The organism is Marinobacter nanhaiticus D15-8W (assembly GCF_036511935.1).
Lineage (GTDB): Bacteria > Pseudomonadota > Gammaproteobacteria > Pseudomonadales > Oleiphilaceae > Marinobacter_A > Marinobacter_A nanhaiticus.
On sequence record NZ_AP028878.1, the window covers coordinates 4,790,874 to 4,812,934 of the forward strand.

A 22,061-nucleotide genomic window follows, 5' to 3' on the forward strand; every position below is an offset into this window, starting at 1 on the left:
GGGTATTGAGGACGTAGAAACTAGCGACTCGGCGATTGAAGGAACTGATCGCCGAATCGCTCTGATAGACGTCCGGCCCGTCCGACGTTGTCGAGCTTGATGTTCAGCGAACGGATGTTCTGGATGACGCGTTCGTTCATGTCATTCTGGATGCGTGTGACCCAACTGCCATTGCGTAATTCGGTCGCCGATATTACGGCGCCAGCCACGTCCGCCGGTGTGGTGACGGTCGGCGTTCCACCGGTGGATGGAGCCGTCACTATGCGAGCGACCTCGACGCGCTCGATGTGCTGCTCGACAGGGCCTTCACTCAAGGGCCGGTTCAGGTTCGGAATCAGCAGGCGATTGATAATTTCGATCTGACCATCAATTGCGACGACCTGTTCCAGACCAATCTCGATTTCCATATGGCCCAGGCGAAAACCACCGCGCTGCTGATCCAGTGCCGGCTCATCCAATCGCGGCGACGTTTTGCTCCAGTCAGCGCTCCATACGGGGTTGGCTAAGGCGGCTCCAAGGACGATGAGTAAAGTCGCCGCGTGACGGCCAACCGGGTGCCTTGCTGAAAGGCTGTTGTTTTTCATGATTGTCACCACTCCACGCCTAAAGGTGCAAAAAGGGTCGCGCCCCCCACCGAAGGCTCGCCCACTGACTGTTCATCGATGGGCGCCCGCGCCACCTGCTCCCACTCACGGTTACGATTGAACCTTGCCCGACCTTCCGGTAAATGACTGCGGATAACGAAAGCGATGCCGTCCCAGCGCTCCATAAACTCTGCATAGGTAAAAACCTTCAGTCCGCGGGCAGGATCACCAATCAGGACTTCCCGGTCCGAAATACCTTTTACGATCACGAAGTGACGAAATCCGTCCATATCCAGTAATACCACCAGCGGGATTCGGACAGCCTCTCGGAGCTGTTCCAGTGCCATGCGGAAACCGTCTGCCACAAACCCTTGATCTTCGAGGTAGCGTTTCATATCCAGCATCGAGAAACCCTGGCGACGAACTTTCTCCTCATCGGCAAGGGCGAGCATCGATGAAAACACGGTCTGTTCGGATACCGGGTGGTCATAGTGATAGGTCAGCAGCGAAGCGATTGCGGCCGAGCCACAGCTAAAGTCGTACTGCTGTTGTATTACGGTCAGGAAACGGCGTTCCTGGAAGCTGGTTACATTGACCGGCACGTCGCCCCCAAAACCGGGTAGCACCACCGTACCGGCCTGGACAATGGGCCCGCAGGCGAACAGCGCCAACAACATCGATGCCGTCAACTTAAGACCCATTGCCCGACTCCCACCGTTACTGATTGATCAGAACGTTGATTTGCGTACTGTCCTGTATAACCACGTGGTTCCCGGTGTTCTGGATAACCGTAGCGACACCACTCATGTTCTCGAAGGCATGGTCGGAAATCGTGTTATTGCCGGTGACCACCGTGCCGTTGAGCACATTGTCAGACACAATTGCATTCTGCTCCGTGTCGTTAACCTGCCACTGAAAGGGAACCCCTTGCCGCCCATTGGATTCTTCCAGTTGGCCTGGCGTAAGTATCGAGGCATCTTCGAAAAGCACGTCTTGAGCCGTTGCCGAGCTTTCAGCCGATGCTAAACGAGAGAGAACCAACAAGCAGGTCCAGAGTGTCCACCGGGCGTAACGCCGTCCAATCATGGCCGCTCCTCCCAGGAAGCAGCCGCGCCTCAGGAGAGACGCGGCAGGCTCCCAATCACCGTGTGCCAGTGCTGCCGCCGCCATTGGTGCTCAGGTTGGACATCACGCTCACGTTAGCCTGGGTAACTGCACCTGTCCCATTGTTCTGGGCGAAGGCGCCAACGCCAGTGAAGTTAGCTGAACCACCGGAAATCTCGTTGTGATGAGAAGCCGTGGTGTAAGCGCCCTCTGCATTGGCATCGCCGTAGGTGGTTGTGATACCGGAGACAGTGCCGTCCAGATCAGCATTGTTCAGGAAGACATCAAGTTCCAGCGTGGTGGTTGTGGTGCTGTTGTCGGAGTTGTCAGAGTTATCTGAGTTGTCAGACATATCGTTCCCGCTGTCAGCGATCTTGAACGAATCGTTAACGTTGGTGCTGTTGTCGGAGCTGTCGGAGTTGTCTGAGTTGTCCGAATTGTCCGAGTTGTCCGAGTTATCGGACATATCGTTGCCACTATCGGCAACGTCAAGATTGGTGCTGTTGTCGGAACTGTCGGAATTGTCGGAATTATCTGAGTTGTCAGACATATCGTTGCCACTGTCGGCAATCTTGAAGGCGTCGTTTACGTTCGTGCTATTGTCGGAGCTGTCAGAGTTATCCGAGTTGTCGGAGTTATCCGACATGTCGTTCCCGCTATCCGCAATCTTGAACGAATCCGTAGCGGTTGCGCTGTTATCCGAACTATCACTGTTGTCCGAATTATCGGAGTTATTGGAGTTGTCATTGCCAGAGTCGGTATTGCCGGAATAACCGTTATTGGCATTTGACGTATTGTCAGCATTCACGTTCGGATCGCCGTCACCTCCCTGTTGTGCCAGTGCCGTCCCGGACAGCCCCAAGCTCATTGCGATAGCCAGTGCCAGCAGATTCTTTTGTGATTTCATGATGTCGTTCCCTCTATAAAGTTGGCAGTGTCGCTGGAGCCGCGTTCGCCGCCTCCAGTGGGTGCCGGTCAACCCTTGACGAAAACCGGCGGGAACAGCCTCAGCGATTCCCGTGCCAATCGCTTTATATTCCGCCAATACCTTGATAAAGCAGGACTCGATACGCGACGTTCGACTTTTGTGTGCTCTACGTCACATTGACCTGTTTCAACCTTGAAACAGGTTTCGGAACTGACGTCAGGAGCGAAAAGAAAAGTGACTTCGATTCAGCGGGTTAGCTGATGAATGACCTGTAACCCTCATTGACAGGGCATTACAGGCAGGAGAAAAAACTGGAGAGCTACATCGCGCATTAAAAAACCCCGCTTGAAAGCGGGGTTTTCAGGGCATCGAACCGGAGCGAGGCCCCGGTCGACGGCAACCAGATCGGTCGATTAACCGAACTGATTCATGGTGTTGTCTTTACCACCGGCCTTCAGGGCTGCATCGCCCGCAAAGAATTCCTTGTGGTCGTCACCGATGTTGGAACCCGCCATATCCTGGTGCTTGACGGTGGCGATACCCTGACGGATTTCCTTACGCTGCACACCGCCGACGTAGGCCAGCATGCCTTCGTCGCCGAAGTAGCCCTTGGCCAGGTTGTCGGTGGACAGGGCCGCAGTGTGGTACGTCGGCAGGGTGATCAGGTGGTGGAAGATACCCGCTTCGCGCGATGCGTCGCGCTGGAAGTTACGGGTCCACTCATCAGCCAGCTTGCCCAGCTCGGTGTCGTCGTACTCGGCGCTCATCAGTGCGTCGCGGTCGTACGCAGACACATCCTTGCCTTCCTCTTTCCACGCGTCGAATACCTGCTGACGGAAGTTCAGGGTCCAGTTGAAGGACGGGCTGTTGTTGTAGACCAGCTTGGCATCGGGCACCACTTCACGGATGCGGTTAACCATAGAAGCGATCTGGCCCACGTGCGGCTTCTCGGTTTCGATCCACAGCAGGTCAGCACCGTTCTGCAGGCTGGTGATGCAGTCCAGGACAACACGGTCTTCGCCGGTGCCGGGACGGAACTGGAACAGGCCTGAGGCCAGACGCTTAGGCTTCATCAGCTTGCCGTCGGACTTGATCACAACGTCGCCATTGTTGATATCTTCCGGCTTCTCGATGTAGTCACCATCCAGGAAGCTGTTGTACTGGTCGCCCAGGTCACCTGGCTCGTTGGTGACGGCCAGCTTCTGGGTAAGGCCTGCGCCCAGGGAGTCGGTGCGCGCAACGATAACGCCGTCATCGACACCCAGTTCGAGGAACGCCAGACGCACGGCATTGATCTTGGACAGGAAGTCAGCATGGGGAACGGTCACCTTGCCGTCCTGGTGGCCACACTGCTTCTCGTCGGAAACCTGGTTCTCGATCTGGATACAGCAGGCGCCGGCTTCGATCATCTTCTTGGACAGCAGGTAAGTCGCTTCGGCGTTACCAAAGCCTGCATCGATATCGGCAATGATCGGCACAACGTGCGTTTCGTGATTGTCGATCTGCTCCTGGATATCGGCAGCCTTGGCGGTATCGCCGGCGTTCTTGGCTTCTTCCAGGCCACGGAACAGGTGATTCAGTTCCCATGCGTCTGCCTGACGCAGGAAGGTATACAGCTCTTCGATCAGGCTGGCGACAGACGTCTTCTCGTGCATGGACTGGTCAGGCAGCGGACCGAACTCGGAACGCAGGGCAGCGACCATCCAGCCGGAGAGGTACAGGTAACGACGCTTGGTGGAACCAAAGTGCTTCTTGATGGAGATCAGCTTCTGCTGACCGATGAAGCCGTGCCAGCAGCCCAGGGACTGGGTGTACTGCGAGGTGTCCTTGTCATAGTTCGCCATGTCTTCGCGCATGATCTTCGCGTTGTACTTGGCGATATCCAGACCGGTCTTGAACTTGTTCTGGGCGCGCATGCGAGCGGCGTGCTCAGGGTTGATCGCATCCCAGCCCTTCATCTTTTCCTTAAGGGCTTTGATGGCCTCGATGTCTTGGTTGTACTGTGACATGGTCGATCCTGTTTTTAATTGAGTGAGCCAAAGGTCCTGCACGCAGCTATTAAAGCCCCCAGCTACGGGCAGGCGATGGAGGGTATTCTACGAACGGCCTAGTCATAATTAAAATTTATATTGTGTATTCCCGATATTTTTTGCATGAATGTCGCCTGCATTCACACAACCGTTTGATTGATCACTGGTTAATCAGGTTCGCGACATATCGCCCATTGTTCATTCCGGTTTTCTCCAACTTACCCTTTCTTATTTGCCACGCTTTCCCGCCACCCGTTGAGCTTGCCAAGGCTTGCCGTGCGGCGTATTCTGCCCAAATACTGTATATTTAAACAGTATCCGAAGCATCTGGACCCACCCAAGCCAGGTATACGCTATGCGCACGCGAGGCACGGGGAATAACCCCCACAACCGTTATCAGCCCTTGACGTCCGACCGGGACCTTGACGACGGCTGGTATCACGATCCTGACGACATGCTATGCCCGGATTCGATCGCAACCCATGTGGTTGATGAACAGGTGCGCTCGATCATCAGTACCAACCAATCGCCAGACGTGCCTTTCGACCAGTCGATCAACCCCTACAGGGGCTGCGAGCATGGCTGCATCTACTGTTTTGCGCGCCCTACCCACGCCTACTGGGACCTGTCGCCGGGCCTGGATTTCGAGACCCAGCTGATCGCCAAACCCAATGGCGCGCAGCGCCTGCGTGAGGCCCTCGACAAACCCAACTACGTGCCCAGTCCCATCGCCCTGGGCGTGAATACCGACGCCTACCAGCCGCTGGAGAAGAAACGCCGCCTGACCAGGGAGTTGCTACAGGTCCTGCGCGAATACAACCATCCGGTGTCAATCATCACCAAAGGAGCGCTGATACTGCGCGACCTGGATCTGCTGGCCAGCCTCGCCGAAGACGGCCTGTGTTCAGTACGCGTAAGTCTTACCACCCTGGATAATGAACTGAAGCGCCAGATGGAACCGCGCACCGCCGCGCCGGCGACACGCCTGAAAATCCTCCGCGAGCTGTCTGCCGCCGGCGTTCCAACCGGCATCATCCTCGGGCCCGTGATTCCTTTTATTAATGACGCTGAAATCGAAGCGATTCTGGAGGCGGCAGCGGAAAACGGTGCCCGGCGTGCCAGTTGGATCATGCTGCGCCTGCCCTGGGAGATTCACGAACTGTTCGAAGACTGGCTACTACGCCACTTCCCGGACCGGGCACGCCATGTGATGAACCGCATCCGCGATATGCGCGGCGGCAAGGCCTACGACAACCGCTTCGGCCACCGTATGCGGGGTCAGGGCATCTATGCGGACCTTATTCGCCAGCGCTTCAATCGCAAGGCCAGGAAGCTGGGCCTGAACCTACACGAGGCTGAGCCGTTACGTACCGACCTTTTTGCACGTCCGGCCGGCGAGCAGTTGAGTCTGATCCCCGTCACCCCCATTTGATCATGATCGCGTTGAATGCAAACGAGCCGTTCAAGCGATGCAAAAAGTGAAAAACGTCCCTGGATCTCGCAAGAAAAACCCGGAAAACATTACGAAGTGCCCCGAGCCGATCTGGTGCGCCCCCGGATCAGGATGGAACACCGACGTCTTTTTGACCTCTCCGCATGCCTTCCACCCCGCTGTTTTAAATAGCTTTTCTACTTACTGTCCGACAAAAACCAATCTGACCTGATTCAGTTCATTCATACCACGAATAACCACATGTCGTTTTTTCGATTGCTCAGTGAACAATCAGTCACTACTTTCTAACACCACTGCAATCTGTACTTACCGCAGATCGCATTAAAAGAATTTCGAATAAATCATCAGCGACAGGATACGCAACCCTATGAAACGACTCCTCACAGCCTTTATGAGCTGCGTGGCACTGGCGGGGGCCGCTCCCCTCGCGTCCGCTGCCGAGGCCGACAAAGAACTCAAGCTGGCCTACGATGCCGACCCCATCAGCCTGGATATCCATGAGCAGCTCTCCGGCGGCATGCTTCAGCTGTCGCACATGAATTTCGATCCGCTGATCCGCTGGACCAAGGACCTGGAATTCGAACCGCGCCTCGCCAAGAGCTGGGAACGTATCGACGACAAGACCATGCGCTTTCACCTGCGCGAAGGGGTCAAATTCCACTCCGGCAACACCCTGACCAGTGAAGACGTCAAGTTCACCTTCGAGCGCCTGAAGAAGAGCCAGGACTACAAGGCCATCTTCCAGCCGTTCAGCGATCTCAAGATCATCGACGAACATACTTTCGACCTGGTCACCAAAGAGCCTTACCCGCTGGTCCTGAACACCGCTACCTACATTTTCCCGATGGACAAGGCGTTCTACACGGGTACCGACAAGGATGGTAACGACAAGAGCGCCATCAGCAAGCAGGTAGACACCTTCGCCTCCCGTAACCAGTCCGGCACCGGGCCGTTCAAGGTCACCTCCCGCCAGCAGGGCGTCAAGGTGGAATTCGAGCGATTCGAGGACTACTGGGACCAGGATTCCCCGGGTAACGTGGGCCATGTCATCCTGACCCCGATCAAGGAAAACAATACCCGCGTATCCGCCCTGCTCTCCGGCGGCGTGGACTTTATCGCTCCGGTACCGCCCACCGATCTGGACCGGATCAAGAACGATCCGAAGACCAACCTGGTCACCATGAGCGGTACCCGCATCATCGTGTTCCAGATGAACCAGAAGCGGGTGGAGGCGTTCAAGGACAAGCGCGTGCGTCAGGCCATCGCCTATGCCATCAACCAGGAAGGTATCGCCGCCAAGATCATGAAAGGCTTCGCCACCCCGGCTGCCCAACTGTCGCCGGAAGGCTACCAGGGCCATGTGGATAGCCTGGAAAAGCGTTTCGATATCGAGAAGGCTAAAGAACTGATGAAGGAAGCCGGTTACGAAGATGGCTTCACTATCACCATGATGGCGCCGAACAACCGTTACGTGAATGATGACAAAATCGCCCAGGCGGTTGCCGCCATGCTGGCTCGCATCAACATCAAGGTCGACCTGAAGACCCTGCCGAAGGCCCAGTACTGGCCTGAGTTCGACAATCGCGCCGCTGACATGATGATGATCGGCTGGCACGCGGACACCGAAGACTCCGCCAACTTCTACGAGTTCCTGACCATGTGCCCGAACGCTGAAACCGGTGCCGGCCAGTACAACTCAGGCAACTACTGCAACCCGGAACTGGACAAGCTGGTTGAGAAGGCCAACGTCGAGACCGATGTCGCCAAGCGTACCGAGATGCTGCAGAAGGTCGAGAAAGGCTTGTATGAAGACGCCGCGTTCGTGCCGCTGCACTGGCAGGACCTGGCCTGGGCCTCCAAGAAGAACGTACAGATCGAGCCGATCCTGAACGTGATGAACTTCCCCTACCTCGGTGACCTAGTCATTGAATAACGGGACCTGAAGTGAGAGCCGGGTCCGACACGGTATTGGACCCGGCTTTTTTGTACCCGCTCGCCCAAGCGAGCAAGCAGTAAACCAATAAAACCCGGGAAACCGAGGCTTCTGCCGGCGCTTCCCAGCCAGTTTTCGGTGTGACCCCATGTTAGCGTTTTTGGTTCAACGGATAGGCCAGGCGATCCTGGTAATGTTCGTGATCAGCGTGATCAGCTTCGCCATCCAGGATGGTCTGGGCGATCCGCTGCGACAGATGGTCGGGCAATCCGTGTCCGAGGCCGAACGGGAACAGCTCCGCGAGGACCTGGGCCTGAACGATCCTTTCCTGGTGCAATACGTCCGCTTTGCCGGCAATGCCATCCAGGGCGATCTGGGCAACTCCTACTTCTATGGCGAACCCACCATGGATGTCATCCTGGAGCACCTGCCCGCCACCCTTGAGCTGGTCATCGCCGCCAGCCTGATCATCGGCTTGCTGTCCGTCCCGATCGGGGTCTATGCCGCCATCCGGCCGCGGGCGTGGCTGTCCAAATTCTTTATGGGTGTGAGTACCGTGGGCATCTCGATTCCCGTGTTCCTCACGGCCATCGTGCTGATACAGCTGTTCTCCATCGGCGTAACGGTGACCTGGTTCCCGTCCGATACCGGTTGGGGGCAATGGCTCAACGAGCTCTTCTCCACCGAGGGCGGCATGCCCTCCTACGGTCGCGGCGGTGAGCTGACCCACCTGTTCGGCACCTGGCATTCCAATTTCTTCTCCTGGGATGGCCTGATGCACCTGTTGCTGCCGGCGGTGTCCCTGGCGTCGATCATGTTGCCGCTGTTTATCCGCCTGATCCGCGCCGAAATGATGGAAGTGCTGCAGAGCGACTACATCCGCTACGCCCAGGCCAAAGGTATTGCGCCGGGTCGTATCAACTTCCTGCACGCCCTGAAAAACACCATGCTGCCGGTCATCACGGTCGGCGGGGTGCAGCTGGGCATCATGGTGGCCTACACCATCCTCACGGAAACCGTTTTCCAATGGCCCGGTGTCGGCCTGATGTTCCTCGAGGCCATCACCCGCAGCGACATCCCCCTGATCGTCTCTTACCTGATGATCGTGGGCCTCATCTTCGTGATCACCAATACGGTGGTTGACCTGGTCTACGGACTGGTTAACCCCACAGTCAAACTAACAGGTAAGAAGGCATGACCACAGCGACCGCAAACGCATCCCGCTGGAGCCGTTTCCGGGAATCCTTCCTCTGGTACAGCTTCAAACGCGACAAGGTGGCCATCGCCAGCTTTATCGTCTTCGTGCTGATTGCCCTTGCGGCGTTCTTTGCGCCGCTGCTGGCCCCGCATGACCCGTACGACCTGGCCACCATCAACATCATGAACTCGGAACTGCCGCCGATCTGGGTCGACGGCGCCGACCCCTCATTCCCGCTGGGTACCGATTCCCAAGGGCGCGACATGCTATCGACCATTCTCTACGGCACCCGCGTATCGCTACTGATCGGCTTCGGCGCGGTCATCCTGCAAGCGGCGCTGGGCATCCTGTTCGGTCTGCTGGCCGGGTACCTCGGCGGCAAGGTGGATTCCATCCTGATGCGTATCGCCGACGTACAGCTGTCGTTCTCCACCCTGATGGTCGCGATCATCGTGGGGGCCGTGTTCAAGGCCAGTTTCGGCAACCTGATGTTTGGCGAGATCGCTATCTATATGCTGATCCTGATTATCGGTGTGGCGGAATGGCCCCAGATTGCCCGTACCGTACGGGCGTCGGTTCTGGCGGAGAAAAAGAAGGAATATGTGGACGCAGCGAAGGTCATGGGCTTCCGCTCCAAGCGCATCATGTTCCGCCATATCCTGCCCAATACCCTGTCGCCTATTTTCGTTATCGGCACGGTGCAGATTGCCAACGCAATCATCTCCGAGGCGGCCCTCTCCTTCCTCGGTTTGGGTATGCCGGAAACCCAGCCCTCGCTGGGTTCGCTGATCAAGTCCGGCTTCGATTACATCCAGAGCGGTTCCTGGTGGATCACGATGATTCCCGGCCTTGTGCTGGTGGTCCTGGTGCTGGTCATCAACCTGTTGGGTGACTGGCTACGTGATGTATTGAACCCGAGATTGTACAAGGGGTAAGCCATGGCACTGCTTGAAGTCAAGAACCTCGATGTCCGCTTCGCCGTGCGTGGCGGCGATCTCCAGGCCCTGCGCAAGATCAGCTTCTCCCTGGACAAGGGCGAGCGGCTCGGCCTGGTGGGGGAATCCGGTGCGGGTAAATCCGTGGCCGCCTTCTCCATCCTCAACCTGATTGCCCGCCCCGGTTATATCGCCGGCGGCGAGATCCTGTTCGAAGGCAAGAACCTGGCGGCCATGAGCGACCGCGAGCTGCGCAAGATCCGCGGCAACCGCATCGCCATGATCTTCCAGGACCCGATGATGACGCTGAACCCGGTACTGAGCATCGGCACCCAAATGGTCGAGGCCATCAAGGCCCATCGACGCATCAGTACCAAGGCGGCGCGGGATATCGCGCTGGACCGGCTCAAGCAGGTGCAGATTCCGTCCCCGGAGAAGCGGCTCGATCAATACCCGCATGAGCTGTCCGGCGGTATGCGCCAGCGGGTAATCATCGCCATTGCCCTGCTGCTGGATCCGGAAATCATCATTGCCGACGAACCCACCACCGCCCTGGACGTCACCATCCAGGCGGAAATCATGGCGCTGCTGCTCGAACTGTGCGAGCAACGCAATGTCGCCCTGATGCTGATCACCCACGACCTGGGCGTGGTTTCCCAGGTGACCCAGCGCATGCTGGTCATGTATGCCGGACGCATCATCGAACAAGGTCCGACCAAGGAAATCATCAACGATGCCCAGCATCCCTACACCCAGGGTCTGATCAATGCCCTGCCGCAGATGGGCGAACCGGGGCGTCGCCTGTTCCAGATCCCGGGGGCCATGCCGTCTCTGGCCAAGATTCCCACCGGCTGTCCTTTCCACCCCCGCTGCCAGTTCGCAACCGATCTGTGCAAGCAGGAAATGCCGGAGTACGTCACCTCCGGCAACGTCGATGTGGCCTGCCATGAAGTACGCAAGCTGATCGAGGAAGAGAAACAACAGCGGGAGATGACATCATGACGGCCCAACCCCTGGTCCAGATCCGGGACCTGAAGAAGCGCTTTGACCTGTCCGGCAACTTCCTGGAGCAGTTGCGCTTCCGCAACGGTCGCTTCGTACGCCACCAGGAATTCGTCCACGCCATCAACGGCGTCAACCTGGACGTACAGAAGGGCGAAGCCCTCTGTGTCGTCGGCGAATCCGGCTGTGGCAAGTCCACCGTCGCACGTACCGTGATGGGTCTGCTATCCCCATCCGAGGGCGAAATCCATTACGGGGGTCAGCGCATCGACGATATGGAAGGCAAGTCCGTACTGCCTTACCGCCAGAAGATGCAGATGATTTTCCAGAATCCCTATGCATCCCTGAATCCGCGGATGACCATCCAGCAGACGTTGGAGGAACCGATCAAGTTCCACCACCCTAACTGGTCGAAGACGGAGATTCGCGACAAGGTGCACGAGGTCATGCACTCCGTGGGTATCGATCCCGACTGGGGCACGCGCTTTGGCCACGAATTCTCGGGCGGCCAGCGTCAGCGTATCGCGATTGCCCGCGCCCTGGCGGTGGATCCGGAATTCATCGTCGCCGACGAGCCGATCTCGGCCCTCGACGTCTCCATTCAGGCGCAGGTGCTCAACCTGATGATGGATGCCCAGGAAGATCGCGGCCTCACCTACCTGTTCATCACCCACGACCTGTCGGTGGTGGAGCACTTCGGTACCCGCGTGGCGGTCATGTACCTGGGTACGGTCTGCGAACTGGCGGACACCAAGACCCTGTTCGACACACCGCGCCACCCGTACACCCAGGCGCTGCTGTCAGCGATTCCAAGACTTGAGGACGACCGGCCCAACCACATTCGCCTGCATGGCGAGGTGTCGACCCCGGTGCACCTGCCGTCAGGCTGTGTCTTCCACGGTCGCTGCCCCTATGCCAACGACCGTTGCAAACAGGAAGTACCGCAGTTGATTGCTACCGACGGCGGCGCACAGGTGGCCTGCCACGCGGTAGAAGAAGGACGTCTGTAAGTGCCCCGATTACGCTATGCTGCCAGACGGGTTTTATTAATTCGCGTCCAATGCGGGGCATGACGGCAGTATGGAAGTACGCTGGTTAGAAGACTTCATGGCACTGGCCAAAACGCGGCATTTCTCCCGTGCGGCGGAAATGCAGCATGTCAGCCAGCCCACGTTCAGCCGGCGCATCAAGTTGCTGGAAGATACGATGGGAGCCACGCTGATCAACCGCCAGACGCTCCCTCTGTCGCTAACGCCGGCGGGGGAAGTCTTCCTGGATATGTGCGAGCGCATCACCCGGGATGTGCGCGATACCCGGGAACATATCACGGCGCTGGAGGCCGACGCGGCTACGCGGATCAGTGTCGGTTCCACCCAGGGGCTGTTCTCCCACTTCTTTGCCGGGTGGGTGGAACAGACCGGGCTGCGGGAGCACCTGGAGATCAACCTCAAGTCCACCAACTGGATTGGCGAGGATTTCCTCGATGCCCTGGATAACGGCGAAGTGGACATGGTGCTCTGCTACTGGCACGACGACCTGCCCTGGAAATACCGGCTCGATAAATCACGCTATGACTGGCTGACCCTGGCCGACGAACAGGTAACGCCGTTCAGTATCAGCCAGGAGTCGGGCGCGCCGCGCTTTACCTTGCCAGGTTCGCTGGAGCAGCCGGTGCCGGTGATTGCCTATCACCCACGCGGATTCCTCGCCTCAGCCATCCTGGCGCAGCTCGGGCGTACCCAGCCCCAGGCACATCTGCTGCCGCTGAACGAAAACACACACTCCGCCAGTGTGAAGGCCCTAATCAAACAGGGTTTCGGCATGGGCTGGCTGCCTTACCGGATGGGCGAAAAGAGCGAGCATTTCGGACAGCTGCAGCGGGCCGGCGACGAGCGCTGGGACGTGCACGTCGACATCCGTCTGATCCGACTGCGCCAGCCGCGCACGGAAGACACCCTGAACCTATGGAATGAACTGGTAAAGCAATATGCCTGACACGCAACTCGACGACCTGCAGAAGGCTCACATCCAGCACTTGCAAGACGCGTACGCCGATATCCTGCAACAGCAGGGCTACGATGCGGTGCTGATCAGTTCCGGTGCAGCTCCCGTACGCTATGCCGACGACCAGTACCACCACCATCACGGCTACGGCCATTTCCTGCACTGGACCGGCCTGACTGGTATCGAGCATAGCTGGCTGTTGGTGGACCGCGAAGGTCATGTCCGTCTGTGGCTGCATACACCGGTGGACTTCTGGCACGCCACCGCCGAGATCCCCACCGAGGCGTGGACCCAACTGATCAAGGTGGAGGGGCAGGCCGGAACGGGCGCGCCGGAGATTGCCTATCCCGAACGCCTGGCCGTGATCGGCGACCCGGCCCAGATCAACGCCGTCAAGGGTCAGGCCAACCCGCCGGCATTGCTGGCCGCGCTGGATCACCTGCGGATCTGCAAGTCGGACTATGAAGTCGAGTGTATCGAGCGGGCCAACGCCAGGGCCGCACGCGGCCATGGCGCTGCCCGTGAGGCTTTCCTCAACGGTGCCAGTGAGTTCGGCATCAACCTTGCCTATCAACAGGCCACTGCCCAACGGGAGGTGGATTCGCCCTATCACAGCATAATCGGGCTGAACGACCACGCCGGCATCCTGCACTATCAACACTACGAAACCGCCTCACCCGCCCGCGCCCGCAGCCTGCTGATCGATGCCGGTTGCCGCTACCGGGGTTACTGCTCGGACATTACTCGGAGCACCGCTGCTCCGGGCGAGAACCGCTTCCAGGCGCTCATCAACGGCGTCGAATCCCTGCAGCAGCGACTGTGCGATGCCGTTGCCCCGGGCGTGGATTATGTCGAGCTGCACTACCGCACTCACCTGGGTATCGCCGCCCTGCTCAGGGCGGCGGACCTGGTCAAAGAGCTTTCCGAAGAAGACATGGTGGAGCGGCAGATCACCCGTGCTTTCTTCCCCCACGGTCTGGGCCACTTCCTGGGGGTACAGGTGCACGATGTCGCCGGCAAGCCGCGCCCATCTCCGGAGAAGGCGCCGGCGCTGCGCCTGACCCATCGCCTGGAGCCCGGCATGGTGGTGACGATCGAGCCGGGGCTGTACTTTATCCCGTCCCTGCTCCAGCCCATCCTCGACGGTGCCGACAGCCAGTACCTGAACAAGCCGCTGATCGATGAACTCAAGGGCTGCGGCGGCATCCGGATCGAGGATAACGTGCTCGTTACCGATACCGGTTCGCGCAACCTTACCCGCCCCTACCTGCCCGAATAGCACGCCATAAGGACAGACCGACCATGCCTCACGATGAACAGTTCGCAAGCGACAACTACGCCGGCATTTGTCCGGAAGCCTGGGATTTCATGGCCCGCGCCAACACGCAGGATGCCAGCGCCTATGGTGAGGATCCCTGGACGCAAATGGCCGCGGATCGCCTGCGCGAGACCTTCGAGTCCGACTGCGAGGTGTTCTTCGTCTTCAACGGCACCGCTGCCAATTCCCTGAGCCTGGCGGCCATGTGCCAGTCCTTCCACAGCGTGATCTGTCACGAACTGGCCCATGTGGAGACGGACGAGTGCGGTGGCCCGGAATACGCCTCCAACGGCTCGAAGCTACTGGTTGGCGATGGCCCCAACGGCAAGCTGACCCCGGAAAGCATCGAGCGGCTGGTTACAAGGCGTACCGACATCCATTACCCCAAGCCGCGGGTGATTACCCTCACCCAATCCACCGAGGTAGGTACGCTCTATACCGTGGAGGAACTCAAGGCGATCCGCGAAGTGGCCGACCGCTACGGCCTTCGCATCCATATGGATGGCGCCCGGTTTGCCAACGCGGTGGCGGCGCTCGACGTCTCACCAGCGGAGATTACCTGGAAGGCCGGCGTCGATGTGCTGTGTTTCTCCGGTACCAAGAACGGACTGGCGGTCGGCGAGGCCATCCTGTTCTTCAACCGCCAACTGGCGGAGGATTTCGAATGGCGCTGCAAGCAGGCCGGACAATTGGCCTCGAAGATGCGCTTCATCTCCGCCCCCTGGTGCGGGCTGTTGGAGAACGATGCATGGCTGAAGAACGCCCAGCACGCCAATGCCTGCGCCGCCCGCCTGGAAGAGGGCATCCGACAGCTGGACGGCGTCGAGCTGTGCTTTCCGCGGCAGGCGAATGCCGTCTTCGTGGACCTGCCTGAAGCGGTGCAAACCGAGCTGCGCGCCCGGGGATGGCACTTCTATACCTTTATCGGCGGCGCGGCGCGTTTTGTCTGCTCCTGGTCCAGCACGCCAGAGCGGATCGACGAGCTGGTGAAGGATATTGCAGCCGCGAGCGCGGCCTGACCAGAGTGGTGGCAGACTGTCGAGGGGACCGACTGCCTAAGGAACCGAAGGATCGACCGGCGCGCTGAAGTCGAGCATCAGACGCCGGTACTCCTCGGTGTCGCGAAAGGCGCGCAGCGCCCGATCGAAGTCCTCGATCAACGCCGGGGATACGGAGGGCGAGAATGCCAGGTAGACGGGACCGCCACTGACGACCCCGGCCGATGCAACCAGTTGGTCCTCAATACCCAACTGACGCGCTTCGTACCAGCCTACATCCCGGTTCACCAGAAAAGCATCGACTCGGCCCATCATGACCAGTTGCAGCCCTGACTGGATATCCCTGACTTCAACGCGTTCGAAATAAGGCGCCGACCAGACCTCTCGGTTATAGGAATACCCGGCCGACACCGCAACCCGTTTACCCGTCAGGCTGGACAAACCGTCGTCAAAACGAACGGGAGCCCTGCGGAGAGAGAACACCGCCGTCTCGCTGTAAAGCAGCGGCTCTTCCGAAAAACGCATCACCTTTTCACGGCCCCGCGTACGCGCCGCACCGATAACTCCATCTTTCTGGCTACGGGCCACCTGGTCCAGAGCCCGTTTCCATGGGACGAAGCGTACATAGACGTCGACCCCCATGCGCTGCGCAACCGAGCGGGTAATAGTCCAAAGCGGTCCCTGGGGTTCGTGTTGAGGTGTGTCGACGATCAGCGGCGGCCAGGCCTCGGTCACCAGATTCAGCGTCTGTGCCGAGGACCAGGAGGCGAACAGCATCAGGAAGACAATGCAAAGGACAAGCAAACCACGCCTGGTACAGCAGGTAGACAACATTCTCGCGGCTCTTTCCGATCAAATAACGGCTTCGACGATATCGTTAGGTTAGCAACCATTCGGTGTAAACGGTGTTGGCGATCCGTCGCAGTCGCCTGACAGTACGCATTCAAAGGAGTTCTGACAGGTTCCGGATAACGCGTATGCCCGCAGGCAGTTTGTCGCCCCTGGCATTATTCAGTGGGCTTTCGATAGAAGCGTCTGAAGATCCTGTACGCAGCCATATCGGCGTGATGCCTGAAGCCAGCGCAGGCATCACGTCTCTGCTCAGATTATCACCAACCATGACGGTTTGGTTCGGTGCAACAGACAACTTTTGCAAAATTAACTGCAGGAAACGTGGGTCGCCCTTGGCCACGCCAAGGTTAGCCTGACAGAAAACGCCTGCGATCCAGGGATCGAGCACCACTCTCACCAACGCTTTCCAGATATCGGATTCCGTAGAATCCTGGGCACCGGTCGCAACGTAGATCCGGGCGTGCCGGGAAAGGCAACGCAGGGTCTCCACAGCGCCGGACACAGCCTCGACCCGGGGCCAGTCGCACATCTTCCCGGGGGCGTCCGGGTAATCGACCATCAGGGTGTCGCCCCAGTCGAACAGGTAGACCTCCGGCCCGGGCGCAGCGGCGTTTACGCTCATGACGCGGACGGGGCTTTTGCCATACCGATCTTGTCCGCGTCCCACTCCAGTAGATCAGACCAGACCGGATCGGGAGTCCAGCTTTCAAACATGGGCGAACGCGACAGCGCCGGATCGCGACCTTCAACCTTGGTGAAGTAGTGGAACATAAAGGCCGAAATCCGGTAATTCATAATGCAGTGCACAAAGACCTTCTGATGCGGCTCCTCATCGAGCAGGCTTTTCAGGAGCCGGCAGAATTGACGCACATGAACTGGGGCCGGTGATTTGAAGGGAACGGGAATATGGAGGTAGCCCATTCCCTCGCGAGTAACAAGCTCTCCTTCATTGACCAGCGCGTCGGCATGGTCCGGCATCGCCAGGTTGATCACCCAGGAATAACCGTTTTCGGCGATGAGGCTAAACTGCTCCGGCGTCGGTTGGCCGGCCGTGCCGATCCGGTCCGTCAGCTGGACAAAATTCCTGATGGTTTCCATGGCGATCCTGCGGCAACGGTTGATTCCTTTGCCAGATTAATCGACACCTGTTGCACTGTCATGGGCTTATCGTTGACCCGGCAGGGCAATCCGACGCAAATAGAGCCCGTAGCCGATCGCCAGGACAAACGCGATGGTCGCCGGCAGCAGGAGGGCATCGAAACGGAAGCGCTCGAAGAGCATGGCGCCGACGGTGCCGCCGATCACGAAGCCGGAGATGATCAACAGGAACAGGATCGCCTTGCGACGGTCCAGCGGTATACCGCGCAGGCGGGCGCCCAGCATCAGTCCCAGGTCGGTGAATATACCGGTGACATGGGTGGTACGCACGATCGCACCGCTGTACGTGGTCACCATGGCATTCTGCAGCCCGCAGGCGGCGGACGCGAGATAATGGCCCACCATGCCGCTATTCCCAAGCGACGCCATGGCGGCCAGGAGCAGTCCACCCTCGATCACCAACGCCAAGCTGTAATGGCGCCCCAGTCGCAATGCCGTGTTTTCGATCAGCCAGCCACTGAGCGCGGCACCGAGCAGGAAGCTCGCGAGGATACCCAGCAGATGGAGAGACGAGACATTCAGCGTCGTCAGCTCGATCCCCAGTAACGTGGCCGTGCCGGAGAGGTGGGAAATGGCCTGGTGCTGGAAGCCGAGAAACCCCACGGCATTGACGCTGCCGGCCAGGAACGACAGCAGGAAAGCCCCGGATTCAACCCAGCGCGGCAGTTTCGTGATCACGGTTTTACTCCCAAGGAACGCAATCCGCGCCCCGACAAACAACGCTCATCAGCGCTTGAACTTGGTCTCCAGCACCACCGCCGAGTTGGTGCGCTCCACCCCCTCCAGGTTACCGATCTCATCCAGCACTGCGCTCAACTCTTCAAGCGACTGGGCCTGCACGATCGCAAGCAGATCGTACTCGCCACTCACCGAATAGAGCTGGGCCACATGGCTGATCTGTTCCAACGCGGTATTGGTCTTGGCGGTGAGCTTCTGGTGCACCTTGATCGATACGTGGGCTTCCACCTGCTGCGCGGTGTATTCGCCGCCCACTTCCAGCGAATAGCCTTTGATCACCCCATTGGCCTCAAGGCGGGCAATGCGGTTCTGGACCGTCGAACGCGAAAGATCCAGGGCGCGGGCCAGGTCAGAGACACTGGTGCGGGCATTGCGGCGCAGCAGGAAAAGCAGCTTCTGGTCCTGTGGAGTTACCATATCGCCCGTCTAAATCGTCATTTCGCCAGATTTTGACATTATTTCTGCCATTTCGAAACTGCAATCTGACATAACCAAACCGCATAATGGGCCCAATTAAAGGTGTAAGACCGTCGAGCTTTGATACCTAACCATCTGAAAGCCGGTCCGTAAATTTCTGAAAGAAGGTCATTTGTATGGAAGTCACACGCGCCCTGTTCGATGAAGTCATGGTCCCCAACTATGCTCCGCCCGCGGTCATACCCGTACGCGGCGAAGGTTCGCGGGTCTGGGATCAAGAGGGTCGCGAATACATCGACTTCGCCGGCGGTATCGCCGTGAACTGTCTGGGCCATTGCCATCCCGCTCTGGTGAAGGCCGTGCAGGAACAGAGCCAAAAAGTCTGGCACCTGGCCAATGTGATGACCAACGAGCCGGCCCTGCGTCTGGCCAGGAAACTGACCGACGCCACCTTTGCCGAACGCGTCTACTTCGCCAACTCCGGTACCGAAGCCAACGAAGCCGCCCTCAAGCTGGCGCGCCGCTGGGCCTTCAACGAGTATGGCGAACAGAAGAACGAAATCATCTCCTTCGAGCGCAGCTTCCACGGCCGCACCCTGTTTGCCGTGACCGTTGGCGGGCAGAAAGCCTACTCCGATGGTTTCGGCCCCAAGCCCGGTGCGATCCACCACGCCATCTACAACGACCTGGCCAGTGTCGAAGCCCTGATCTCAGAGAACACGTGCGCGGTGATCATGGAACCCCTACAGGGCGAAGGCGGAATTATCGATGCGGACCCGGCGTTCATTAAAGGCGTACGCGACCTGTGCAACAAGCACAATGCCCTGCTGATCTTCGACGAAGTCCAGACCGGCGTCGGCCGCACCGGCCATCTCTATGCCTACATGGACAGCGGCGTGACACCGGACATCCTGACCAGCGCCAAGGCCCTGGGCGGCGGTTTCCCTATCGGCGCCATGCTGACCACCACTGAAATCGCCAAGCACTTCACGCCGGGCACCCATGGTTCCACCTACGGCGGCAACCCGATGGCCTGCGCTGTCGGCGAAGCGGCATTCGATACGGTCAACGACGACGAACTGCTTGCCGGCGTGCGTCAGCGTCACCAGCATTTTGCCGAAGGCCTGAACGCGATCAACGCCCGCTACGGGATCTTCAAGGACATCCGCGGCAAGGGCCTGCTGGTGGGTGCCGAGCTGAAAGACGAACATGCCGGCCGCGCCAAGGAAATCCTCCAGGCCGCTACCCGGCAGGGCCTGCTCTGCCTGGTGGCCGGCCCGAACGTGGTGCGCTTCACGCCGTCGCTGATCATCCCCAACGACGACATCGACGAAGGCCTGACCCGATTCGAGAAGGCTATTGCCGAGCTGTTCGGCACCCAAGACTAATTGCGGTTCGCCGCTGTAGTGTCACGTAAGAGATGTCACGAGAGAGAGGATGCGCCATGATCATTCGACCGATTGCGCATAAGGACCTGCCCGCCCTGCAGGCGATCGCCGTGGAGTCCGGTCCGGGCTTTACCTCACTGGTGGATGACCGGGAATTCCTGGTCAACAAGATCCAGCACTCAATCGACAGCTTTGCCAGCCGCGCCGAACAGCCCGGAGACGAGGGCTACCTGTTCGTCCTGGAAGACCCGGAGACCGGCGAGGTGATCGGCACCACCGGTATCGAGGCCTCCGTGGGCCTGGCGAGTCCGCTTTACCACTACCACAAGAGTCAGGTTGTGCATCACTCCCGTGAGCTGGGTCTGTTCAAGCGGGTGGACGTGCTCAACATGTGTAACCACTACACTGGCTGCAGCGAGATCTGCACACTGTTCCTGCGCCCGCAGTTCCGTCGGCCCAACGCCGGCAAGCTGCTATCCAAGGTGCGCTTCCTGTTCATGGCGCAGAACGCGCAGCGCTTTGCCAGCACGGTGATTGCCGAGATGCGCGGCGTTTCCAGTGACGACGGCGTATCCCCGTTCTGGGACTGGCTGCGCACCAACTTTGTCGACCTGGATTTTGCCACCGTGACCCAGCTGGTTGGCGCCGGCAACAACGGCTTTATTGCCGAGCTGATGCCTAAGTACCCGCTCTATACCCATCTTATGAGCGGTGATGCCCAGGGCGTGATCGGTGAGGTCCACGAGAAAACCCGCCCGGCCCTGCGCATGCTGGAGGCCGAAGGTTTCCGCCACAAGGGCTACGTGGACCTGTTTGATGCCGGCCCCACCGTGGAAGCCGAACTGGAGCAGATCCGCAGCATCGCCGATTCCATCGAGTGCACGGTGCAGGTGATCAAGGACGGCACGTCCGCCTTCAAGCCAAAGCCTGACGGTGCCGGGCAAGCGATCATGGTGGCCAACACCGAGGTGGAGGGTTTTCGCGCTACGGTGACAGATCAGGCAACCTACCTCGCCCAGCACAGTCTGCTACAACTACCTTCATCGTTAGCCGAATCCCTCGGCCTGCGCGACGGCGCCAGCGCGCGCTTTATCCCGATGGCGACCGCCAAGACCAGCGGCCTGCCCGAGTCCGCTGCCGCCCAACCCGTTCCGCAGCCCCGTCAGCAACAGGAGCTCAAGTATGCACTCTGATCGCGATACCCTTTTCCAGAACCTCTGGGACAATTACCGCGAGGTGACACCCAAGGCCGAAGAGATCCACCGTATTCTCGGCGGCACCCAGGGCAGCGAGATCGTTAACGACCATATTGCCCTGCGCACCTTCAACCTCGACAAGGTCAGCCTGAGCAAGCTGGCCGAGCATTTCATCCAATTAGGCTACACAGAAGGCGGCGAATACCACTTCGAAGCCAAGAAGCTCTACGCCAAGCACTTCGAGCATGAAGATCCGACCGCACCGAAGGTTTTTATTTCCGAACTGTTGACCGAGAAATTTTCGCCGGAGCTGCAGAAGATCGTTCACGAGATGGTGGACCAGGTCAGCGAGGAGGCGGTCACCGCCGACAACTTCCTCTACTCCGGTACCCATTGGAAGGTGGACTACGACACCTACAAGAAATTACTGGATGAAAGCGAATACGCGGCCTGGATGGCAGCCTGGGGCTATCGCGCCAACCATTTCACTGTCAGCGTGAACCAACTAAAGAATTTCAAGACGCTGGAAGAAGTGAACCAGTTGCTGAAGGACGAGGGCTACACCCTCAACAGTTCCGGTGGTGAGATCAAGGGCTCGCCGGAAGAACTGCTGGAGCAGTCCTCCACCATGGCGGACAAGGTCGAAGTCCGCTTCAGTGACCAGACTGCAACGATTCCGAGCTGTTTCTATGAGTTCGCCCTGCGCTATCCGAAGGCGGACGGTCATCTGTACTCAGGCTTTGTCGCCGCCTCCGCGGACAAGATCTTCGAGAGCACCGACGCCGGGATGTAACGCCGCCGTGTGCGGAGAACTGTGCTAGGGTC

Annotated in this window: 22 protein-coding genes; 12 read left to right on the top strand and 10 right to left on the bottom strand. The window is 58.9% G+C overall.

The window, feature by feature from the left end; all coding sequences use genetic code 11:
• Nucleotides 1-20 precede the first annotated feature (20 nt).
• The 5 genes from RE428_RS21540 to RE428_RS21560 form a co-directional block, all read right to left on the bottom strand.
• Entirely contained in the window at nucleotides 21-584 is a 564-nt protein-coding gene (locus tag RE428_RS21540) for a hypothetical protein (protein WP_154660735.1), read from the bottom strand.
• Between the two features lie 5 nt (nucleotides 585-589).
• A complete protein-coding gene (locus RE428_RS21545) occupies nucleotides 590-1,285 on the bottom strand; it encodes a C39 family peptidase (RefSeq protein ID WP_004580098.1) in 696 nt (231 codons plus the stop codon).
• A gap of 16 nt (nucleotides 1,286-1,301) precedes the next feature.
• Entirely contained in the window at nucleotides 1,302-1,670 is a 369-nt protein-coding gene (locus RE428_RS21550) for a hypothetical protein (RefSeq protein ID WP_004580097.1), read from the bottom strand.
• Nucleotides 1,671-1,725: 55 nt separating this feature from the next.
• Complete coding sequence (locus RE428_RS21555) at nucleotides 1,726-2,595, bottom strand: hypothetical protein (protein ID WP_004580096.1); 870 nt, start codon at nucleotides 2,593-2,595, stop codon at nucleotides 1,726-1,728.
• A 434-nt stretch (nucleotides 2,596-3,029) separates the two neighbouring features.
• A complete protein-coding gene (locus RE428_RS21560) occupies nucleotides 3,030-4,625 on the bottom strand; it encodes an isocitrate lyase (RefSeq protein WP_004580095.1) in 1,596 nt (531 codons plus the stop codon).
• 376 nt (nucleotides 4,626-5,001) lie between these two features.
• Here RE428_RS21560 and RE428_RS21565 point away from each other — a divergent pair, with 376 nt between their 5' ends.
• From RE428_RS21565 to RE428_RS21605, 9 genes are all read left to right on the top strand, one after another.
• The gene (locus RE428_RS21565) at nucleotides 5,002-6,078 is read left to right on the top strand and encodes a PA0069 family radical SAM protein (RefSeq protein ID WP_004580094.1); all 1,077 of its coding nucleotides are present in this window, start codon (nucleotides 5,002-5,004) and stop codon (nucleotides 6,076-6,078) included.
• A gap of 388 nt (nucleotides 6,079-6,466) precedes the next feature.
• Nucleotides 6,467-8,032 carry an ABC transporter substrate-binding protein gene (locus RE428_RS21570; RefSeq protein ID WP_004580093.1) on the top strand — a complete coding sequence of 522 codons (1,566 nt, stop codon included), beginning with the start codon at nucleotides 6,467-6,469 and terminating at the stop codon, nucleotides 8,030-8,032.
• 148 nt (nucleotides 8,033-8,180) lie between these two features.
• Nucleotides 8,181-9,230, top strand: coding sequence for an ABC transporter permease (locus tag RE428_RS21575; RefSeq protein ID WP_004580092.1), 1,050 nt, complete (start codon nucleotides 8,181-8,183; stop codon nucleotides 9,228-9,230).
• The gene (locus tag RE428_RS21580) at nucleotides 9,227-10,165 is read left to right on the top strand and encodes an ABC transporter permease (RefSeq protein ID WP_004580091.1); all 939 of its coding nucleotides are present in this window, start codon (nucleotides 9,227-9,229) and stop codon (nucleotides 10,163-10,165) included. The genes RE428_RS21575 and RE428_RS21580 overlap by 4 nt, the downstream gene beginning before the upstream one ends.
• Nucleotides 10,166-10,168: 3 nt before the next feature.
• Nucleotides 10,169-11,167 carry an ABC transporter ATP-binding protein gene (locus tag RE428_RS21585; protein WP_004580090.1) on the top strand — a complete coding sequence of 333 codons (999 nt, stop codon included), beginning with the start codon at nucleotides 10,169-10,171 and terminating at the stop codon, nucleotides 11,165-11,167.
• The gene (locus RE428_RS21590) at nucleotides 11,164-12,177 is read left to right on the top strand and encodes an ABC transporter ATP-binding protein (protein ID WP_004580089.1); all 1,014 of its coding nucleotides are present in this window, start codon (nucleotides 11,164-11,166) and stop codon (nucleotides 12,175-12,177) included. Before RE428_RS21585 ends, RE428_RS21590 begins: the two co-directional genes overlap by 4 nt.
• Before the next feature lie 70 nt (nucleotides 12,178-12,247).
• The gene (locus tag RE428_RS21595; RefSeq protein WP_004580088.1) at nucleotides 12,248-13,162 is read left to right on the top strand and encodes a LysR family transcriptional regulator; all 915 of its coding nucleotides are present in this window, start codon (nucleotides 12,248-12,250) and stop codon (nucleotides 13,160-13,162) included.
• Complete coding sequence (pepQ, locus tag RE428_RS21600; protein ID WP_004580087.1) at nucleotides 13,155-14,450, top strand: Xaa-Pro dipeptidase; 1,296 nt, start codon at nucleotides 13,155-13,157, stop codon at nucleotides 14,448-14,450. Before RE428_RS21595 ends, pepQ begins: the two co-directional genes overlap by 8 nt.
• A gap of 23 nt (nucleotides 14,451-14,473) precedes the next feature.
• Nucleotides 14,474-15,508: a threonine aldolase family protein gene (locus RE428_RS21605; protein ID WP_004580086.1), complete on the top strand. Its 1,035-nt coding sequence runs from the start codon at nucleotides 14,474-14,476 to the stop codon at nucleotides 15,506-15,508.
• Between the two features lie 36 nt (nucleotides 15,509-15,544).
• Here RE428_RS21605 and RE428_RS21610 read toward each other — a convergent pair whose 3' ends face one another.
• The 5 genes from RE428_RS21610 to RE428_RS21630 form a co-directional block, all read right to left on the bottom strand.
• Nucleotides 15,545-16,321: a substrate-binding periplasmic protein gene (locus RE428_RS21610; protein WP_004580085.1), complete on the bottom strand. Its 777-nt coding sequence runs from the start codon at nucleotides 16,319-16,321 to the stop codon at nucleotides 15,545-15,547.
• Between the two features lie 109 nt (nucleotides 16,322-16,430).
• Nucleotides 16,431-16,961 (bottom strand): HAD family hydrolase, encoded by a 531-nt coding sequence (locus tag RE428_RS21615; protein ID WP_004580084.1) that lies wholly within the window; start codon nucleotides 16,959-16,961, stop codon nucleotides 16,431-16,433.
• The gene (locus RE428_RS21620; RefSeq protein WP_004580083.1) at nucleotides 16,958-17,437 is read right to left on the bottom strand and encodes a protein tyrosine phosphatase family protein; all 480 of its coding nucleotides are present in this window, start codon (nucleotides 17,435-17,437) and stop codon (nucleotides 16,958-16,960) included. Before RE428_RS21620 ends, RE428_RS21615 begins: the two co-directional genes overlap by 4 nt.
• Before the next feature lie 66 nt (nucleotides 17,438-17,503).
• Nucleotides 17,504-18,175 (bottom strand): YoaK family protein, encoded by a 672-nt coding sequence (locus RE428_RS21625; protein WP_004580082.1) that lies wholly within the window; start codon nucleotides 18,173-18,175, stop codon nucleotides 17,504-17,506.
• Between the two features lie 48 nt (nucleotides 18,176-18,223).
• Nucleotides 18,224-18,652 (bottom strand): Lrp/AsnC family transcriptional regulator, encoded by a 429-nt coding sequence (locus RE428_RS21630; protein ID WP_004580081.1) that lies wholly within the window; start codon nucleotides 18,650-18,652, stop codon nucleotides 18,224-18,226.
• 176 nt (nucleotides 18,653-18,828) lie between these two features.
• Here RE428_RS21630 and RE428_RS21635 point away from each other — a divergent pair, with 176 nt between their 5' ends.
• The 3 genes from RE428_RS21635 to RE428_RS21645 are packed head-to-tail and all read left to right on the top strand — an operon-like array spanning nucleotide 18,829 to nucleotide 22,029.
• Nucleotides 18,829-20,040, top strand: coding sequence for an aspartate aminotransferase family protein (locus RE428_RS21635; RefSeq protein WP_004580080.1), 1,212 nt, complete (start codon nucleotides 18,829-18,831; stop codon nucleotides 20,038-20,040).
• Between the two features lie 56 nt (nucleotides 20,041-20,096).
• Nucleotides 20,097-21,233 (top strand): arginine N-succinyltransferase, encoded by a 1,137-nt coding sequence (gene astA, locus RE428_RS21640; RefSeq protein WP_004580079.1) that lies wholly within the window; start codon nucleotides 20,097-20,099, stop codon nucleotides 21,231-21,233.
• Nucleotides 21,223-22,029: a DUF1338 domain-containing protein gene (locus tag RE428_RS21645; RefSeq protein WP_004580078.1), complete on the top strand. Its 807-nt coding sequence runs from the start codon at nucleotides 21,223-21,225 to the stop codon at nucleotides 22,027-22,029. The genes astA and RE428_RS21645 overlap by 11 nt, the downstream gene beginning before the upstream one ends.
• Nucleotides 22,030-22,061 lie beyond the last annotated feature (32 nt).

Excerpts from the sequence above, each read along its gene's own strand:
- RE428_RS21540 (WP_154660735.1), bottom strand. The coding sequence starts at position 584 with ATGAAAAACAACAGCCTTTCAGCAAGGCACCCGGTTGGCCGTCACGCG.
- RE428_RS21545 (WP_004580098.1), bottom strand. The coding sequence starts at position 1,285 with ATGGGTCTTAAGTTGACGGCATCGATGTTGTTGGCGCTGTTCGCCTGC.
- RE428_RS21550 (WP_004580097.1), bottom strand. The coding sequence starts at position 1,670 with ATGATTGGACGGCGTTACGCCCGGTGGACACTCTGGACCTGCTTGTTG.
- RE428_RS21555 (WP_004580096.1), bottom strand. The coding sequence starts at position 2,595 with ATGAAATCACAAAAGAATCTGCTGGCACTGGCTATCGCAATGAGCTTG.
- RE428_RS21560 (WP_004580095.1), bottom strand. The coding sequence starts at position 4,625 with ATGTCACAGTACAACCAAGACATCGAGGCCATCAAAGCCCTTAAGGAA.
- RE428_RS21565 (WP_004580094.1), top strand. The coding sequence starts at position 5,002 with ATGCGCACGCGAGGCACGGGGAATAACCCCCACAACCGTTATCAGCCC.
- RE428_RS21570 (WP_004580093.1), top strand. The coding sequence starts at position 6,467 with ATGAAACGACTCCTCACAGCCTTTATGAGCTGCGTGGCACTGGCGGGG.
- RE428_RS21575 (WP_004580092.1), top strand. The coding sequence starts at position 8,181 with ATGTTAGCGTTTTTGGTTCAACGGATAGGCCAGGCGATCCTGGTAATG.
- RE428_RS21580 (WP_004580091.1), top strand. The coding sequence starts at position 9,227 with ATGACCACAGCGACCGCAAACGCATCCCGCTGGAGCCGTTTCCGGGAA.
- RE428_RS21585 (WP_004580090.1), top strand. The coding sequence starts at position 10,169 with ATGGCACTGCTTGAAGTCAAGAACCTCGATGTCCGCTTCGCCGTGCGT.
- RE428_RS21590 (WP_004580089.1), top strand. The coding sequence starts at position 11,164 with ATGACGGCCCAACCCCTGGTCCAGATCCGGGACCTGAAGAAGCGCTTT.
- RE428_RS21595 (WP_004580088.1), top strand. The coding sequence starts at position 12,248 with ATGGAAGTACGCTGGTTAGAAGACTTCATGGCACTGGCCAAAACGCGG.
- pepQ (WP_004580087.1), top strand. The coding sequence starts at position 13,155 with ATGCCTGACACGCAACTCGACGACCTGCAGAAGGCTCACATCCAGCAC.
- RE428_RS21605 (WP_004580086.1), top strand. The coding sequence starts at position 14,474 with ATGCCTCACGATGAACAGTTCGCAAGCGACAACTACGCCGGCATTTGT.
- RE428_RS21610 (WP_004580085.1), bottom strand. The coding sequence starts at position 16,321 with ATGTTGTCTACCTGCTGTACCAGGCGTGGTTTGCTTGTCCTTTGCATT.
- RE428_RS21615 (WP_004580084.1), bottom strand. The coding sequence starts at position 16,961 with ATGAGCGTAAACGCCGCTGCGCCCGGGCCGGAGGTCTACCTGTTCGAC.
- RE428_RS21620 (WP_004580083.1), bottom strand. The coding sequence starts at position 17,437 with ATGGAAACCATCAGGAATTTTGTCCAGCTGACGGACCGGATCGGCACG.
- RE428_RS21630 (WP_004580081.1), bottom strand. The coding sequence starts at position 18,652 with ATGGTAACTCCACAGGACCAGAAGCTGCTTTTCCTGCTGCGCCGCAAT.
- RE428_RS21635 (WP_004580080.1), top strand. The coding sequence starts at position 18,829 with ATGGAAGTCACACGCGCCCTGTTCGATGAAGTCATGGTCCCCAACTAT.
- astA (WP_004580079.1), top strand. The coding sequence starts at position 20,097 with ATGATCATTCGACCGATTGCGCATAAGGACCTGCCCGCCCTGCAGGCG.
- RE428_RS21645 (WP_004580078.1), top strand. The coding sequence starts at position 21,223 with ATGCACTCTGATCGCGATACCCTTTTCCAGAACCTCTGGGACAATTAC.